The organism is Synechococcus sp. PCC 7335, assembly GCF_000155595.1.
Lineage (GTDB): Bacteria > Cyanobacteriota > Cyanobacteriia > Phormidesmidales > Phormidesmidaceae > Phormidesmis.
The window spans coordinates 2,170,523-2,187,002 of the sequence record NZ_DS989904.1 but is presented as its reverse complement, the minus strand read 5'-3'; the positions used below and the strand labels follow the sequence as shown (position 1 = coordinate 2,187,002).

At 46.4% G+C, this 16,480-nt stretch carries 13 protein-coding genes; 8 read left to right on the top strand and 5 right to left on the bottom strand.

Annotated elements, in window-relative coordinates:
* Window positions 1-154 precede the first annotated feature (154 nt).
* Window positions 155-1,486, bottom strand: coding sequence for a polysaccharide biosynthesis/export family protein (locus tag S7335_RS09505; RefSeq protein WP_006455502.1), 1,332 nt, complete (start codon window positions 1,484-1,486; stop codon window positions 155-157).
* 638 nt (window positions 1,487-2,124) lie between these two features.
* Here S7335_RS09505 and S7335_RS09500 point away from each other — a divergent pair.
* From S7335_RS09500 to S7335_RS09485, 4 genes are all read left to right on the top strand, one after another.
* Window positions 2,125-2,835, top strand: a complete 711-nt coding sequence (locus S7335_RS09500; protein ID WP_006455966.1) for a PEP-CTERM sorting domain-containing protein — start codon at window positions 2,125-2,127, stop codon at window positions 2,833-2,835.
* Between the two features lie 35 nt (window positions 2,836-2,870).
* Window positions 2,871-3,734, top strand: a complete 864-nt coding sequence (gene crtA / locus S7335_RS09495) for a cyanoexosortase A (RefSeq protein WP_050765824.1) — start codon at window positions 2,871-2,873, stop codon at window positions 3,732-3,734.
* Window positions 3,731-4,474, top strand: coding sequence for a cyanoexosortase A system-associated protein (locus S7335_RS25865; protein ID WP_006454665.1), 744 nt, complete (start codon window positions 3,731-3,733; stop codon window positions 4,472-4,474). The genes crtA and S7335_RS25865 overlap by 4 nt, the downstream gene beginning before the upstream one ends.
* Window positions 4,475-4,571: 97 nt before the next feature.
* The gene (locus tag S7335_RS09485) at window positions 4,572-5,396 is read left to right on the top strand and encodes an HpsJ family protein (RefSeq protein WP_006456127.1); all 825 of its coding nucleotides are present in this window, start codon (window positions 4,572-4,574) and stop codon (window positions 5,394-5,396) included.
* Window positions 5,397-5,454: 58 nt separating this feature from the next.
* On the opposite strand, the gene S7335_RS09480 is transcribed toward S7335_RS09485, so the two are convergent.
* Window positions 5,455-6,594, bottom strand: a complete 1,140-nt coding sequence (locus S7335_RS09480; protein ID WP_006454122.1) for a glycosyltransferase — start codon at window positions 6,592-6,594, stop codon at window positions 5,455-5,457.
* 81 nt (window positions 6,595-6,675) lie between these two features.
* Complete coding sequence (locus S7335_RS09475; protein ID WP_006453862.1) at window positions 6,676-7,842, bottom strand: glycosyltransferase family 4 protein; 1,167 nt, start codon at window positions 7,840-7,842, stop codon at window positions 6,676-6,678.
* 251 nt (window positions 7,843-8,093) lie between these two features.
* Here S7335_RS09475 and S7335_RS09470 point away from each other — a divergent pair, with 251 nt between their 5' ends.
* The 3 genes from S7335_RS09470 to S7335_RS09460 all read left to right on the top strand — a co-directional run bounded on the left by S7335_RS09470 (window position 8,094) and on the right by S7335_RS09460 (window position 11,259).
* Window positions 8,094-9,086, top strand: a complete 993-nt coding sequence (locus S7335_RS09470; protein WP_006453869.1) for a sulfotransferase domain-containing protein — start codon at window positions 8,094-8,096, stop codon at window positions 9,084-9,086.
* 90 nt (window positions 9,087-9,176) lie between these two features.
* On the top strand, window positions 9,177-9,950 hold the full coding sequence (locus S7335_RS09465) for a glycosyltransferase family A protein (protein WP_157620156.1): 774 nt from the start codon (window positions 9,177-9,179) through the stop codon (window positions 9,948-9,950).
* Window positions 9,951-10,005: 55 nt separating this feature from the next.
* Window positions 10,006-11,259 carry a glycosyltransferase family 4 protein gene (locus tag S7335_RS09460; RefSeq protein WP_006453790.1) on the top strand — a complete coding sequence of 418 codons (1,254 nt, stop codon included), beginning with the start codon at window positions 10,006-10,008 and terminating at the stop codon, window positions 11,257-11,259.
* A 78-nt stretch (window positions 11,260-11,337) separates the two neighbouring features.
* On the opposite strand, the gene S7335_RS09455 is transcribed toward S7335_RS09460, so the two are convergent.
* Together S7335_RS09455 and S7335_RS09450 are read right to left on the bottom strand one after the other, a co-directional pair.
* A complete protein-coding gene (locus S7335_RS09455) occupies window positions 11,338-12,285 on the bottom strand; it encodes a sulfotransferase (RefSeq protein WP_038015989.1) in 948 nt (315 codons plus the stop codon).
* A 94-nt stretch (window positions 12,286-12,379) separates the two neighbouring features.
* Window positions 12,380-14,329, bottom strand: coding sequence for a CRTAC1 family protein (locus S7335_RS09450; RefSeq protein ID WP_198011363.1), 1,950 nt, complete (start codon window positions 14,327-14,329; stop codon window positions 12,380-12,382).
* 511 nt (window positions 14,330-14,840) lie between these two features.
* On the opposite strand from S7335_RS09450, the gene S7335_RS09445 reads away from it, so the two are divergent.
* Window positions 14,841-15,587, top strand: a complete 747-nt coding sequence (locus S7335_RS09445; protein ID WP_038015983.1) for a sulfotransferase — start codon at window positions 14,841-14,843, stop codon at window positions 15,585-15,587.
* Window positions 15,588-16,480: the final 893 nt, after the last annotated feature.

Genomic DNA, 16,480 nt, shown 5'->3' with positions numbered 1-16,480 from the left:
AGCCAGAAACGCCGGGCAAATAGAGAGTTTGCTTATGTATCTGTACCCCAACTTAGTTAATAAACGCTATAGAGTAAAACAAAAGGCCTTCACACACTCTCATGTGAAGGCCTTCTATGTGCGTAGAAGATATACGCAATTCAGTAAATGTAATTTAGTCAAAAAGCCTTTCGAGACCAAAGAACGTACCCAAGATTCGACCTACAGGCGAGAGCGCTAGGCCTACCGTATCTGAGATATTGGCTATTGCGGATCTAGACACAATCACAACATCGTCCTGACGTAGAGGTGGATTTGTTTCTTCATTAATGCCGTCGCTAAGGTCTACATCAACTGCTCTTCGTTCCACTGAGCCATCCGGATTAAGTCTGACTAGGCCTACCGTGCTTCTATCGGCTCTTTGAGCGTCAAAACCACCTGCTGCCAGTAGAACCTGATTAAGCGGCGTATTGGGCGCTACTTGAACCGGGCCGGATCTATTTGATTCACCTATGACGAAAACTGTGACTTCTTCCGGAGAAAAGTTAGCGTTGCCAAGCTCAATAGCCTCTTCTGGAGTTAAAGTTGTTGCTACTGGGATAGCAACCGTATCACCCGATCTCAAGGCAACATCATTTGACAGATTGCCCTCTTGTAGCAGCTCCCAAAGATTTACCTGCAATACCTGTGTTTGGCCGAAGCGGTCGGGACGGTAGACTTCAATCTGACGAATATCAGCTCTAGAAGTGATCCCACCAGCTAACCGTAGGGCATCTGTCAGGCTTGGAAAGGTGACAACACCATCGTCTCGAACATCTATGGTATAAGTGCCTGGACTTCCGACTTCGCCAACGACACCAATTTGAACTGCCCTTAAAGTAGTTGGGACTAAAGAAACAGTGGGCGATCGCAGATAAGGCGTATATCGCTGTGTAACTGCCTGCGCAGCATCTGATAGGGTAAGTCCAGCCAAAGAGATCTGACCCGTTACCGGTAGGCTAATAGTGCCATTGGGCAGCAATAGAAATTCCCCACTGTATTCAGGTGCCCCAAATACATCAATACGAACTTCGTCGCCTGGACCTAGCACATACTCGTTCTCAAACCCGAACGTGGTAACTGGAGCAGCAGCAGGTAGTGCTAATCTACCAGTGCTATTTGCAGGTTGTATTGTCGGCGGAAAAGACGAAGGTGATATAGGTTGGGGTGAGGCAGGTTGAGGCGGAGGTGAGACGGGTGGAGGTGAGACGGGTTGAGGCGATATAGGCGGAGGTGAGTCAGGTTGGGGCGAGCTGCTAGGTAAAGTAGGTAGGGGCTCTTGCTGCGAGATAAGAATTGATGGGTCAGGGGTTGATGTAGTCGAAGTAAAAGAAGGTTTGATTGTTTGACTAGTCTTGAGTGTAGCTACAGCTTGAGTCTGCTGAGGAAAGATCACAATACCAACACTGCATATAGATAGAGCAGCGGCGATGCGTTTGATGGAAGATGGCCAAAAAACAGACTTCATAGCAAACAATCAACTCAACGTAATGTTAGTTTCACACTCTCTCTAATATCCGATCGGCTTTTGTTTTCGGACATAGTTTAGAGAGAAATTCTTCTAAAGTTAATCAATCTGACCTAAACAAGCATACCTATACTAAGGCAGAGTAAAGATATACCAACATCAAACAAAAAACTCTTTGATCAGGCTACCTTCAATGTGCCTCATCATCATCTGGACACCATAGACGTCAATCAATAACTATCAACAACTATAAGACTGACTACGTACCCTTTCTGAAGTTAGTGTAAAGATAGCATCGAGTACTAACGATTAACTTTCCCCGTGTATTATAGTTTTGTCTTAAGTGGAGATACGCATTATCGGAAATCCTTGGTTTTGCGCTTTAGCTTACGTGTAGTGAGCAGGCGCAGAAGATTAGGTGGGGTTCAGTTATTTATGGACCAATTACTCTAGACCGCTTAAGTCTACGCTGACTGTGGGCTTTTGCATTCGATGCGTCTATTCAAGCAGGATAGTGCTCTATGAGTAGCTGCTGACTGCTTTGTCGAAGGCGTGTTTCTAGTATGCAGAGTGCATCTGCTCGATCTTGATGTATTCCAAGTCGAGCGACGTCCAGTAAAATTTCATTAAGTAACTAAATGCAGCAAACAATCACACCATCAAGTAGTGCTCTCCAGCCCTCCGAACGCGGACCGGGCAATCTGATCGTGAACGCTCTATCAAAGGTTGTATTCTTAGGTACCGCTCTGCTGGGTGCGGCCTTGGTCGCTACTGCTCCGGCTCAAGCTCAGTCTTTGAAGGGTGGCTATGAGCTATCGGGTGATACTCGAGTCGGCAGACCTAAAGCAGCAGCGCCTGCAATGGCGCCCATTAAGTTTTGGGGAGATATTGATGTGAGCACTACGGGTAGTTTCTCGGGTGCTACGCCTTCCATGAACCCTGAAATTGCAAAAATAAAGATAATGAAGGATGATTCAGGAGCATACTCTGCTTCTGCTATTTCCGACTTTATCAAGTTTGGCACAGTTAGCCTGGGTGGTAAGACTGGCATGCTAACCTTTGATTTGGACGAGACGCCTTTTGAAAGGACAAAGACATCGGATTCTCTTGAGCTAGCTTCTGCGTTCACTGGCAGTTTCAAGCTTGATGGCGAATTCTTTAGCACTGGCACTGGCTTCTTCTCTGCTTCTCAAGTAGAGGGAACAAGCTTCGATTACGATTTGACTGTAGGCGAACCTGTGCCTGAGCCTTTGACAATTCTAGGGACGCTAGCGGCAGTTGGCCTTCTAGGTGTTGGCAAGCGAGAGCTTGATAAATCAGGTGCTGAGAAGTCTGATGATGTCGTCTAACTAGTCTTGGAATAGTTTGGTTCTAGGATACTTTGATGGAACGTTTCGTTCTAACGCCAGCCCGGTCAAGTAAGTTCTTTTATCTGTATTTGATAGGGACTGTGGCCGGGCTGGCAGTTGTCTACTTGATGCTAGTCGATCGCATTGACAACGAAAGCTTGTTTGGCAACGGACTGCTTTTCTGGGGCGGCTGTCTCTACTTACTCTGGCAAAAACGACAAAAGCTCTTATTCGGTAGTGATCCTGTCTCTGGCAGCATTGGCCTATTGATAGTGACGGTAATGTTAGTTAGGACGGTTTCCCTACCTACTGAGGCTGTGCTGCTAATCTTTCCCTTCTTCTCTATGCTAGAAGTTGCCTTGCTAGCTTCAGGCTGGCGTCGATTAGGGCAGTTTAAGGATGTCTTACTTATTCTATTTTTCTTGGGGCTCCCCCAGCTTTTCATAGGGAGATTCATAGACATCTCTATAATCACAGCAAAGGTGTCTGCCTTTATGCTTTGGTACGTGGGCTTTGATGCTGCTCTAAAGGGTGTTTACATTCACCTGCCAGGCGGAAGCGTTGAGGTTTATCGTGGCTGTTCTGGGTTAGCAAATATGCTGTATATGCTTGGAATTGCTGTCATATTTAGTGTTTTTCTTCCGCTCAGTCGCTCCAAGAGGGTGCTTTCTGTTCTTGTAGCAGTGTGCTTAGGATTCTTTGTGAATGCCGTTCGAGTGGCTTTACTGGCTATATTAGTTGCGAACAGCACAGAAGAAGCTTTCGATTATTGGCATTTGGGTGGAGGCTCTTTAATTTTTTCGATGCTGACGGTATTGCTTTTTGGATGCTTCTATATCTTGCTGATCAAGTGGCAAACGTATAAAGGTGCGAGCAAACCTCAGCGAATTGACTTATGAAGCCTAAAGGATTATGGGTATCTGTTTGGTATCTTTTGTTGCTGGCTAGTTTTGGTGGTGTCTACTTTGCCCTAGCGGCGGTAATTATGAGGCCATCGGCTACGCAGGCAAAATCAGAACCCTTTCTTTTCCCAGCTCAAATACCTCTCTCAGGCTGGCAATCGATCGATACAGAGCCGATAGTCAGTTCTGATGTGCCCCAGCAAGGGCAACAATACCGATACCTGCAGAACGAACGTACCATGATAGTTGATCTTTGGTATGGGCGTAATGGTAGAGCTTGCCAACAGCTTTTACGGCGGAAGCTGACTCCTTCAGAGGTCCCTGCGTCGAGCAGCCAGGGAAGTGGCGACGGAGTCAATGAAGAGCAGGCCGATAGCGCTAAAACGCAGAACGCTGCAGGTTACGCATCATCAGTTCATGAGACAGCCCACGGTTCGTACAAACATATCAGCGGAATTGGGGAAGACTCTATACAGGCGGTAATTGATGCTAGAGGGGGGAGTGTAGTTACTCAAGAACAATTCATCCGTAATCGCTATCAGTACTTTCTTCGTCCCCGGTCAATGCTGCGATGGCTCACAGGGAGAGAGAGTATTACTGGCGATCACGACTGTTTGCTTACTGAGCTATCAATTCCAACCCAATCCACTTCAGCGGTGAGTACCCGCTCGCTACTGGAATCAACCTGGCAAGATATTTTTCAATGGGGCCAAGCTCAGTTATACGTAAGACACTAGAGCTCCCCTCCTTACTCAGCTTTGTTTGTTCGAGCCATAGTTGCATCGCTATCAGCACTAGAAAGGCTTTTGCTATTTTCATTGACCTCTTATCAATATGACTTCAACTCAAGATACTGCAGCTCCGGCGGAAAATGGCACTTCAGCCTCGGCGGAAAATGGGAAAGTGATCAGCCGTAGCCCGGCTGATAGTAGTGTGATTGATAGCGTAATCGCCGGTAGAGTCGGCTCACTTTGGGAATTTAGCCTAGGGCTGCTACAGTCCGTACGCGTTCTGCGTTTTGTTGGCTACGGACTGCTGCTACTAGCGCTTCTAGACCTAGCAGAGATCGTAATTCCTCCTCAATTTATGAACCCAACGTGGGAATTTCAAACAATGGGGGCGCTGGTTGAACGGGTCCCAGTCCCCTTAATTGGTTTAGGGCTTGTGTTTTTGGGCGAAAACAGCGGCCGTTCTAAGCGAGTAAAGCTCTTGCTAAGAGTACTCTCCTGGCTATCGCTACTTGTTGCTGTCTTGTTTTTCCTCTTAGTTCCGATGGGTGTATTAAACACAGTACGCATCGACGAAGAGAACCAGCAGAGATTAGATGTTCAGCTCAGTCAAGGAATTGCCGAGCTTGAAGCTGTGAGAGTTGAGCTTAATAGCGCTACAACTCCAGATGAAGTGAGGGGCTTACTGGGAGCGATTTCAGGTGGAGAAGCTCCTACGGTTGAGAGCAGGGAGGACGTACGCGAGGCTAAAGCTGCGTTAGAGACCGCGCTGGCAGAGGGAGAGGCTAGTTTGCAACGCGATGCAAACAATACGCTGATGGATCGACGCAGAAGATTATTTAAGCGCTCTGTTAAGTGGAATATCGGCGCAATCATCTCCGGTGCTTTGTTCTTTACTATCTGGAAGGGAACCGGTTGGGCGCGTCGTTAGGCTGATGCTTTGGCTAAGCTAAACCTGTCAGATTGAACAAGTGCGCTGTCTGGTTAGCTCATGGGGCAACGCTCTGTAGGTGCTGAGCGATTAGTGCGTTGATAGTTGATACATCAAAGCGATCGCGCGCTTGCGTTTGAGCAACCTGAGCAATCTGTTGGCACTGCTCAGGCTGATTTCGGCAGGCTGAAATTGCCTTTGCTAAAAGCTCGGGATTGTCTGGCGGACAGAGCCAACCATTCTTACCAGCGTCGACTAGCTCTGTCGCTCCACCTGCCGCCGCTGCAACCACAGGCGTTCCACACAGCATTGCCTCTACGATGACTCTACCAAACGGTTCTGGCGCTGTAGAGGTATGCGTAACTAAATCACAAGCGCTCATCAGCTGAGGAATATCTGAGCGAAATCCAAGAAACCTAACGCGATCTTGTAAGCCTAACTGCTCAACTTGTCGATGAAGTTCTAAGACATAATCGTCCTCTCCGAAAAGCGCATCTCCTACCAAGATAGCCTTGGTATCCTTTGGGCACAGCGTCAGTGCCTTCAACAATACGTGCTGACCTTTCCAAGGAGAAAGACGGCTGAAATGACCAACCCAAAAGCCTTCCGTCAGGGCTAAGTTTGCTCGCAGACGATGGATCTCTGAAGGCGCGATCGCATATTGACGACTGTCAAACCCGTTGTAAACTACCCGGCAAAGCTGCGAACGACCACCAGCGGCAACAAAAGCAGCTTGACTGGCTTGAGAGTTAGCAATCACTAACTTAGCAACTCTATTTGCTAGCGTCACAAGCAGTAGGCGATTGATTCGGCTGAAGTGATCGGGTGAAATAATATCGTGTAGGTGATATACCAGCGGCCGCCGACTTTGCAGACTCGCCAAAGCACCAACGACGAGCGCTTTTGGTGTGTTGGCATAAATCAAGTCGTAGCTGCGAGTCGCCTTTGCGACGGTCTGTACGAGCGGCAATAGCTGACTCAGGCTACGAAGGCTCGTAAGCAAATTGCTCTCCTTACGAACGTTAATCGCCTGCGTAGTAAACACAGTCGTCGAGATTTCGTGCTGTGCCAGTAGCTCTCGAAAAGGTCCATCCGCCAGAAGTCCTACTGTCGAGTCGCGGTAAGGCTTAGCAATATCTAATAGGCAAAGCTCAGCGCCTCCTGGTGTGCCGCTTTGATCTAGAAACAAGATTTTCATCGAAGGATGTCTATTAAAGGACTATCAAAACGTGAAGGCGGCTATGGTAGCAAAATAGCTAAAGCAATAGTAGTGACCTATTCATGAGACCGGCATCAATAGAATATCTCTAACCCTTTGAGTGATGGTAGGCCAGCTGAAGTTCCTGACAGCGTAGTCACGGCAGCTTGCCCTATCTGGCAGATCAATTTCTCCGGTAATTGCCTGTTGTAGTCTCTGAGTGATTGAACGTGTATCAGCAGCTTCTGTAATCAGCTTAGGCGAGAGATCACTTAGCACCTCTGGCATACCGCCGATGGGTGTGCAGATAGCGGGTGTTCCACAAGCCAAAGATTCTAGCAAGACTAGGCCAAATCCCTCTAAGGATTGACTAGGCATAACCGTCAGATCGGCGGCCTGATAAGCGATAGGTAAGTCCGCTTCAGGCAAAAAGCCTAGAAAGCGCACATTATCCTCTAATCCTGAGCTTTGTACTTGTTCTTCTAGCTGCGATCGCAGCGGTCCTTTACCGGCAATTGCTAGCCAAACCTCTGGCGTAGTCTTTGCAATCTCCGCTAGTGCTTCTATTAAGTTATCTAGCCCCATACGATGAACCAAGCGACGGGGAGTAAACAAAATGAAGCGATCCTGTGGCCAGTTCAATTGGGTGCGGGCCGAGGCGCGATCGCAACTCATTTGAAACCATTCAGTATTCACTCCACCTGGAATAACGTGAATCTTGTGCCAAGGTACCCGATACGATTCGTGCAATATTTGCCCAAACGCTTTACTGAGCACAATAAACCGGTCACAGCGCCGATAGACCTGCTGCTCAATCCAACGCTTCACAATTATCCCAAGTGCACTTGCCCCTTCCTTATCACTCTCTAGCGCCCAAGGGCCGTGAAAATTGAACGTAATCGGCACTGAAGCAGGAAACAATTTCATCAGTGGAAAACTATAGAGTGCAAAGTGAAGATTAATCGCATCTACTGCACCTAACTTCCTCAAAGGGCTGTTTAGATAGTTAGCTCGACTCTGTCTAAATCGCTGCCAGAGGGAGCACTCTGGATCTGCCAAATTAGTCAGCGCCACCGGAAAGTCTGCGGCTGACTCGGGTAGCCCTACACCGCAGAGCTCCACATCGTCCTTAAAAGACAGATTATACGCTAGCTCATAGACATAACGGTCTAACCCTCCTGGTGCAGTAGGAAACCACGCATTTCCAACACAGACAATGGAGGCAGATACCGCATTTACACGTTCCATTTTCGTTTAGGTCTCCCCTATGGGTATTGGTTATACTTCCCTAACATTCTTTGAGCTAAAGTCTTCAAAGCCGTTATAAACTTCAAGCTCTCACCAAAGATTGAAGTCTTGCTGTTGGAAGGGGGAACTTTACGCTTCTAAGCTTACAGTTTAAGCTTACAGAATAGAGAGTCGGTATGTTAACAACGAAATGATATGGCGAAGTATCGATTATTCATGGAAAGGTATCAGTTAGTCAGGATTATTTCCATATGAGTCCGGCGCTCTTCAACCCAAGCATCTACGGCGATCTTTCTTCCAGGGCTAAGCAGCTCACTAAGCAAGCGATTATTAGACTTAACTACCTTCTAGGCAACTACCAAGAAGCAGTTTGGCTAGTGGGTGATGGCCGCAGCGGCACCACCTGGGTGTCTAATCTAATCAACTGGCACGGCCACTACCGAGAGATGTTCGAGCCGTTTCATCCGGCACTGGTCAGTGGCCTTGAATCATTTCAGATGCATCACTACCTAAGGGCTGATCAGGCTGCTCCTGATGAAACCAAAGTCCTAGAATCTATTTTTAGCGGTAGGTTCTATCACGAGCGACCAGATGCGCTCAATAAGCGCTTTCTATACAAGGGACTCTTAATCAAGGATATTTTTGCCAATCTAGTGATTGCCTGGGTCAAGCGAAATCTACCCCATGTAAAGCCTGTTTTCGTGATTCGTAATCCGTTCGCAGTCGCGCTTTCCAAACAGAAAAGAACTCGAGGGGTTTGGATGACGGACCCTAGTGATTTTCTATCTCAACCAGCGCTAGTAGACGATCACCTAGCGCCTTTTAGAGAAGTTATTGAGCAGGTTGGCGACGACTTCATAGAAAGACAAATACTGATCTGGAGCATTATTCACTATGTACCGTTTCGGCAGCTAAATCGAAGGGATGCCTATGTTCTGTTCTATGAAGATCTTTTTGAGGAACCTGAAAAAGAACTCGCTAATCTCTTCGGCTATCTTTTTGAAAGTCAGTCTGTGACGTTAGAGCCTAAACTGCTAGCTAAGATACGCAAACCCAGTCAGACGCCTGGTAAAGATAACAATATCCTTTTGGGGAAATCTCCTATCGAAACGTGGAAGAACGAACTGTCTTCTGCTCAAATTGATCGCGGCATGGATATACTTAGTCGCTTTGGCCTTGATAAAATCTATGGAACGAGATCAAGGCCGGATAAAACCTTTGTCGATAACTTGATTAGTCGTTAAGCGATTAGTCATTGAGCGTCAACTCTTCATCCTCTAACTTACAACAGTTAAGAAATGCTTTTATTCTTAGTGCCCCTGAAAAGTTCAAAGATGTCGAACTCATGGGAAAACACATGCATGCTGCTAGAAAGATCGCTCAAGTCGATATGTGCTCAAACGAGTTCGGACTTCAAAGTTTTAGTCGTTTGTCATGAGCAGCCCTCGCTTGAGTTCCAGCATCCTGCTATCGAGTTTTTAAGCGTAGATTTTGCCACTCCAAAGCCGATTAACTATGAGGATGAGTTCCCGATGCGAGAGGCGAGAAGGGATAAGCATCGAAAAATCTTGCAAGGCATTTTGCACGCTCAGCAAGTTCAGCCTTCTCACATCATGTTGATGGACGCAGATGACTTAGTTTCTAATTCCTTAGCGGCGTTTGTTGAACAGCACAAATCTGAACCTGGCTGGTACATCGATAGAGGCTTTGAGTACTTTGAGGGAAATGGACAGCTATTTCCTATCAAGCATCGGTTTTATGGAAAGTGTGGCTCTTCTCATATTGTCAGATTTGACATTCTAGAAAAGATAGCTCAAACAACTTCGCTTGAAGAAATTAGTCCTAGGTTCTTACATCACCAAGATGTTCAAAAGTTTGTCAAAGAGCAAGGGTTTTCCCTATCACCACTGCCTTTCCCAGGCGCTGTGTATATCACTAACCACGGCGATAACATGTGGGCTTCGCAGGGAGTACTCTTAAAAAGATATGGTCAAACGCCAAAAGCGTTTATATTGTTTTATCTTAGAAAGCTTTTCAAAGCTATCGTTTCACAAAAAAAGAGTGCCGCGCTAATCCAGGAGTATGGAATCTATGATGTCCCTTCCTAAGGGCATTCTTTCTCTCTAGGCAACCTACTCAACTCTAGAGGCCTACATAACTATCATGACAATGCCTACCGATCGCTCTTTCAAGTTTCTATTGGTCTCGCCGACTTATGCTTGCAGACCTGTGACTGGCGCGGGTCAGCGGACGTCACTTATCTTTAATACGCTAAAAACGTTAGGTAGCGTCGATGTTCTGCTCGTAGGAGATGTGAAGTACGAGAAGTTTATAGCGTTTTTCCCTGGCGTGAATGCTTTGCATATTGCTAAACCCGGTGAACGTTCGGAATTAGGGTTGTGGCGGTTCTTAAGACCGTTGAGTCCAAAAAGAATTGATGCGATCGCCATCCGCCTAGGGGCTAAGAAATTCATGTACGAGCCTGACAAAAACGTTCAGCAGGTGCTAGAAGACCTTCAAAGTAAAACCGATTATGATCTAGTGGTAGGCCGATACCTGCGGCCAACGGTTCGCTCAGGTGCGCTTCATGCTAAAAAAGCGCCGCTTGTTTTAGATATAGATGATCGCGACGATGTCGTCTATAAGTCTCGGTTGAATCTACCTGGACTCAATCCAGTTCAAAGGGCGTTTTTCCAATCGTACTTCCGGCAGACGCAGGCCGTTACCGCAGAGCTGTTACCGTATTGCGATCATGTATGGCTTACCAGTGAAGCAGATGCACAAGAAGTCGACCATCCCTCTAAATCTATTCTGCCTAATATTCCTTACACGTTGAATAGCAGCGCTCGAGAAGCCTTTGAGGAAAATCAATCGTCTAAGACGGTCTTGTTTGTAGGTAGCTACGCCCATAGAGTAAATGCAGAGGGTGTTGAGCGCTTTATCTTGAACTGTTGGCCAAAGATTCACGCAGCAGTAGAAGATGCCACCTTGAGGATTGTGGGATCTGGCAACTGGCAAGCCGCAAAGGCTAAATTCTATCACATTCCAAACGTCGAGATTGTTGGATTTGTAGATGATCTCGCAGAGGAATATCAAAATTCGGCCTTCACAATAGCACCTTTGTTTGAAGGGGGCGGTACTAAGATCAAAGTGTTAGAAACCTTATTTTATCAGCGGACAGCCGTCATCACGGACCATGCTCAATACGGATATGACAACCTTAAGCACAAAGAATCCCTTTGGGTGGCTGCTACTGAAGCAGACCTAATCGAAGGGTGTATTTATCTACTGGGCAATCCTGACTTGCGCGCCAAAATGGCGGCTAAAGGCCATCAGACCGTAGTCAAAGAATACTCATTCGAGCGATTTGCGAACCTGGTTCAAACGTCTATTAAGAAATTAGTGGCATCTACCTGATCAGGCGCTTGCATCCTACTTCTGATCGTTCCTAGTGTAGAAGTAGAAGCCTGATGCAAAAAGTAGAAGTTCCTCAGCTTACAGGTAGTGTAGCTGACGCAATAGCTCTCCCGACTCGTCGTATATTTCAGCGAGCTGTTGTTCATTAAGCTGTTGCTTCCACTGCTCGGTTAGACTAGCGTTGAAAGTTGATACGGCCGCCTCGAATGACCGACGAGAATTCTCATCTTTGATGCCCAAGAAGTCCATAATTTTGTCTGCTTCGCCTACCGGATCCGAGCCAAAAGATTCGTATCGGACCTCTAGTAATTTTTCTGAAGGCAGATTGCGAGTAGCTGTGATCGCTTCTTCGGTAAACCTATGCCAAGCCCATATACAGCGGTGGATATCACTGGTTGTCTCAAATTCATCGCGTCTTTCAGGCTCGACCCAGAACTGAGCGTAGGGCCCATAAGGATATCCTCCAGGTTCATATTTGCCAGAAGTCGCTGCGCGCTTAGCTAGCCACGGCTTTTTACTCAGCGAGAGCGCAGCGTCGCGCCCATCACGGATGATATGAATAAACTGAGCGTCTGGAAACGCTTCATTCAAAAAAGGAATGATACAGCAATTGCGAGGTGTTTTTTCGACAAAGCGTAAGTCACCATCGGCATGAAGTCTCATCAGCCACGCATATACTGTGCGATAAAAAAACTTTGCCTTGGTATGACTCCAGAGCCCTTCATACACACACCTAGCAGCCGCTTTAGTTGCTATTGGCTCGAAATGATAGGACAGCTCAGGCACTTCAGCGAGACAGTCTCCTAGGAATGTAGTTCCAGAGCAGGCTGCCCCGATCAAAAAGACGGGCCGACTCAAGTTTGGAAATAGCGTCGACCAAACTCGATTTATCGTCAGTGATCGCTGTTTGGTGCGGTATTTATCTCTATCCATGCCCGCCGTTCGTTTGGCTAGATATGGCAGAGTCTTCCATGTGACAGGCTTAGCCCAAGAGTTTGGTCGTGAAGGAGAAGAACTCTCTAACATAGTTATTTCATCGCAGTTATTTCACCACAGTCTATTTCACCACAGTCATTTCACTATCGTTTGCTTTCGTGTCGACTGCTTCGACGCTTAATCATCAAGCGCTTGCTTCTGAACCAATTGACTCAATCGTCAGCAGCTGGTCAGCCGCAATATTGCTGAGTACCTGCGATCTACCATCTGGCCACTCGACAGTCACCGTAGTTGCCTGCTCATGACTACCCAATCCAAAGTACATCCGGTAGTGACCTTGCGAAAAATAAGAGCCTTCCGAACTACCCACTATTTGCGTCTGGGTGCCCGCTGGCGTCTCAATAGAAACAGAGGCTCCAATCGCTTCTAGATTACCTGGTGTCCCTTTGAGTACTACTGATAGCCAATGAGCGTCAGAGAGCTGATTTTTGCCCTTGTTTCTGAAAAGACGTACTTCCCACTTCTTGCTAGGAGGATCTTCTCCTTTAAACCGATCTACCGATCGATTGAAGATTGAATCTCGCCGTTGCGCCATTAGTAAGTCTCGAAATCCATCATTATCGTAGTCGAACCATGAGCAACGAGCTTTCTGATATCTCATTCGATCCCAACCAATCAATCTGTTTATGCGCTCTCTGACAACGGCCGCTTCATTAGAGAGTACCTGAATGCGCTCAAAGGTATGGTCGGGTTGCTGCCGGTATAGTCCGCCTGGAATGACGTGCAGATCACTATATCCGTCATTATCATAGTCCACCCAGTTCGCACATAGACTGTAGCCCGGCAACCCTTTCTCTCGAAGGTCCTGCATCTGGTAGCGATTGTCTTCATTTTTTTGTAATAGATAACTTTTGAGCTTGCCTGCTATATAGATATCAAGGCTGCCATCTTCATCAAAATCAACAACGGAAAATTGTTTGTTCCTAGGATCGGCTAGATTGCCTATAGGTTCAGGAGTAAAGGTATTGTCTTGATTATGATAGAAAGAGAGCTCTCGATTCTGGATAGCAATCACATCTGGATGATGATCGCTGTCGGCATCAAGCCAAACAAATTCGCCAGGTCTAGGTAAGTTCAACCCAACTCTTGGAGCAATATCTTCGAACGTTCCATCAGGTTGCTGCTGAAAGAGCTGATGAGTGCGCTCTAACCCATCCGAGGCGTTTCGACCGCAAGAGTTGAAGATATCTAAGCGTCCATCACTATCAAAGTCCACCCAAGCCGACTGTCTTCCTGGGCAATCGTCCTTTATAAGCTGATACTGAAAAACTTTATCTTCGAAGGAATCACTCTGATTGATAAAAAGCTCATCATAAAATTCTTCTGGAAACAAGCGCATTTTTCCATGAATACCCCCTCTGCCCACAAATACATCCAGTAGACCGTCATCATTAACATCTGACCACGACATACTGTGGCGATCGCGCCACATCAGATCAAAACTATGGGCGTCTGGCGTTACATCATCTCGTCCAACAAAGATAGCTGATAGTGGTAAGTTGTCAGCTATTTGAACTTGGTGAGGAATCTCAAGAACTACCTTATTAGAGCTACTTTCTCTAGCCTTTATATCCAAATGACCACCAGGACTGATATCGAACTGTATTCGACTAGCTATGATTCCTGATGGAAGTTCTGTTTGTTCGACATCAACCTCAGCCTGCGATTGTCCAACAAACTCCACAACAGCAGAGAGCTCAATAGATCCGCTTGCGTTCCCGTAAGCTTCAGTATCTTTAGCAACCAAGTGAAGCAGATTGTCTTGTCTATAGATGTAAAATCCAGGTGCATCCATCTTGGGCGATCGCCCCGAATTCTCTAACCTAGGGAACTGTCTATCCTGACTAAGTCCAACATCTGCCAACACTTCTACAAAATTCCCAGTCCCATCTCCCATTAGCAAGCTTTGCTGAGCGCTGTGATTAGTCGTGAAGATATCTAAGTTTCCATCTTGATCGACATCGGCAACCCCAATATCGTTGATGTCATAGTCAGCAACTTCAATCGGCACAAGCTCAAATTGAGACCCTAGCTTAATAGAGACAGGCTCAAAGAAGAAAGAGATTGCAACCATGGCTACAAAAGCAAAAAATGCTAAAAAGGCCAAACTAACTATTGCTTTGCGACGTTTCATCAGCTTCTTCAACTTGACTTGCTCTAAATGTGTACTCTTGGTGCTTCAAGGCTTGATTTACATGCGCTATAGTTCAGGTGATTTGATTCACAGTAGTACCTCTTACAAACGGTATTGTGTCAAGCGACTGAATCTTCATTTCTAGTTTAAAGGCTAAAGTTTAAAGGCTAAAGTTCAGAGATTCAACGAAAGTTTAGATAGTTCCTATTGAGGCTCTAAAGTGTTTCGCAGGCAAGGTCATAAGCGCGTCACTACCTATCGCTCTAGTCTCTGTGCTCTAGTGTATGTATATATAGAGTTCGCTCAGTTACGCAATATACTTCCTTAACTTTATCTTTTGCTCTACACTTTAACCTTGCCCTTCGCAAGCCCTTAAAGCTCACTGCTCGAAGGTATATCAAAAGGGAAGCCTTAGAGTAGCTTTAACCCACCCAAAGCTAAGGAATTAAAAGTGGCCGATAGACCTATTTTCATCGTTGGCAGCGAGCGCTCTGGAACAACATTGATGCGATCGCTCATCAACGCCCACCCAAACATATCGTGTGGGGAAGAAACCCATTTCCTCTCTGGATTAGAAGGCATCGTCGGTTCCAAGTGGCGGCTAATGAAAGATTACCCCTTTGAGAAAGAGTACTGGTACGAAAAGATTAGAGAGCTATTCGACGGCTTCAAAACAGAGACCGCGCAAAAGCAAGGCAAATCGCGCTGGGGAGACAAAACACCTATCTATGTTCTTAAATTAGATTTCATCAATGCGCTTTTTCCAGACTGCCAAGTTATCCATATGATTCGTGACGGTAGAGACGTTGTGGCTTCTAGTATGGATAGATGGGGCTATAGAAGAGGGCTAAGCGCAACCAAACGCTGGGGGAAAAGCGTCAGGGCAGGTCAAGCCTTTGGTCGTAGCGTACCGCCAGAAAGATATATCGAAATTAAATACGAAGATCTAGTTCTAGACTCAGAATCTACTATGCGACTCGTATGTGAGTTTCTCCAAGAGCCCTGGGAGCCGTCTATCTTGGAGCAGGGAACTTATAAAAGTGCGCTGACTGAAAAAAGGAGACAAGCAGCCGGTAATAGCGACGCTTCGTTTTATACCTCTCGTATTGGTGTCGGCAAGAAAAAGCTTGACCCCTTTATCAAGAGCCTATTTCGCTACTATTCTGGCTCTCTTCTCAAGGAACTCGGCTATTCGTAAGAGTTTGACCTATTAAATTGAACCTATCAAACTAGGAAGTTATGAAACGGGCGGCTCTCTTTAGCACAGTGAGGGAGTTTATCTTTCACTGAAAAATATTCGACCTGTAAAGTTCCAGTGAAACCGCTCTATATGGGCTGTGGGTTGCAGTAGAAGCACCTGTATATTATGAACATGTACGTGTTTCTACTAAACTTCAAGGTGCCTGATATGTTCTTGCTACCGAGGTTTTGAGACGTATTTCTGTCTACTCATACCCGGGTCCTTAGATGCTGCTTCCCCTTTTATAAATCTGTGTATCTCCTTAGGTCAGCTGCCCGTACGTACCTCAAAAGTGCTATCGGCTACTGGCCGAGTCGTCATTCAGCCAAAGACTCTAGAGGTACCTGTCACATCTCCTGTAGACCATAGGTTGTTGAACCCAGAATCTACTACACAAGCTTGATGCCACGGTAGACCCAGTAACGTGGGCCCAATACCACAGTGATCTACTTAGCCCAACTCATGCAATAGCTATTTCTTACAAGCTTTAGGTGCACCGAGTCTATCAGTACACTTCCCGGCAGCACTGACCTGTCAGTAAGCACCTGTTAGTACTCAACCTGTTAGTACTCATTAGTGCCAACGTCTTGTCAGGGCTTACAACTCACGAACTACCCCGCAGAGACTACTAGGTGCTTACCGCTGCGCACGAATTCGTGTGCGTACGCCTACACACAAGTAACACAACCTCGTGTAGGTACATATCTCGCAACGGACCTCCGTAACCCAAACAGAACTTGTGCGGAAATATCTTTGCATTCTTATATCAGTTTCTTGTGCCTTAAAAAGTGTCAGAAAAAACAGTTTTAGAAACAGACCGTTAACTACTTGCTAAAGAGCAGTCGCCATCA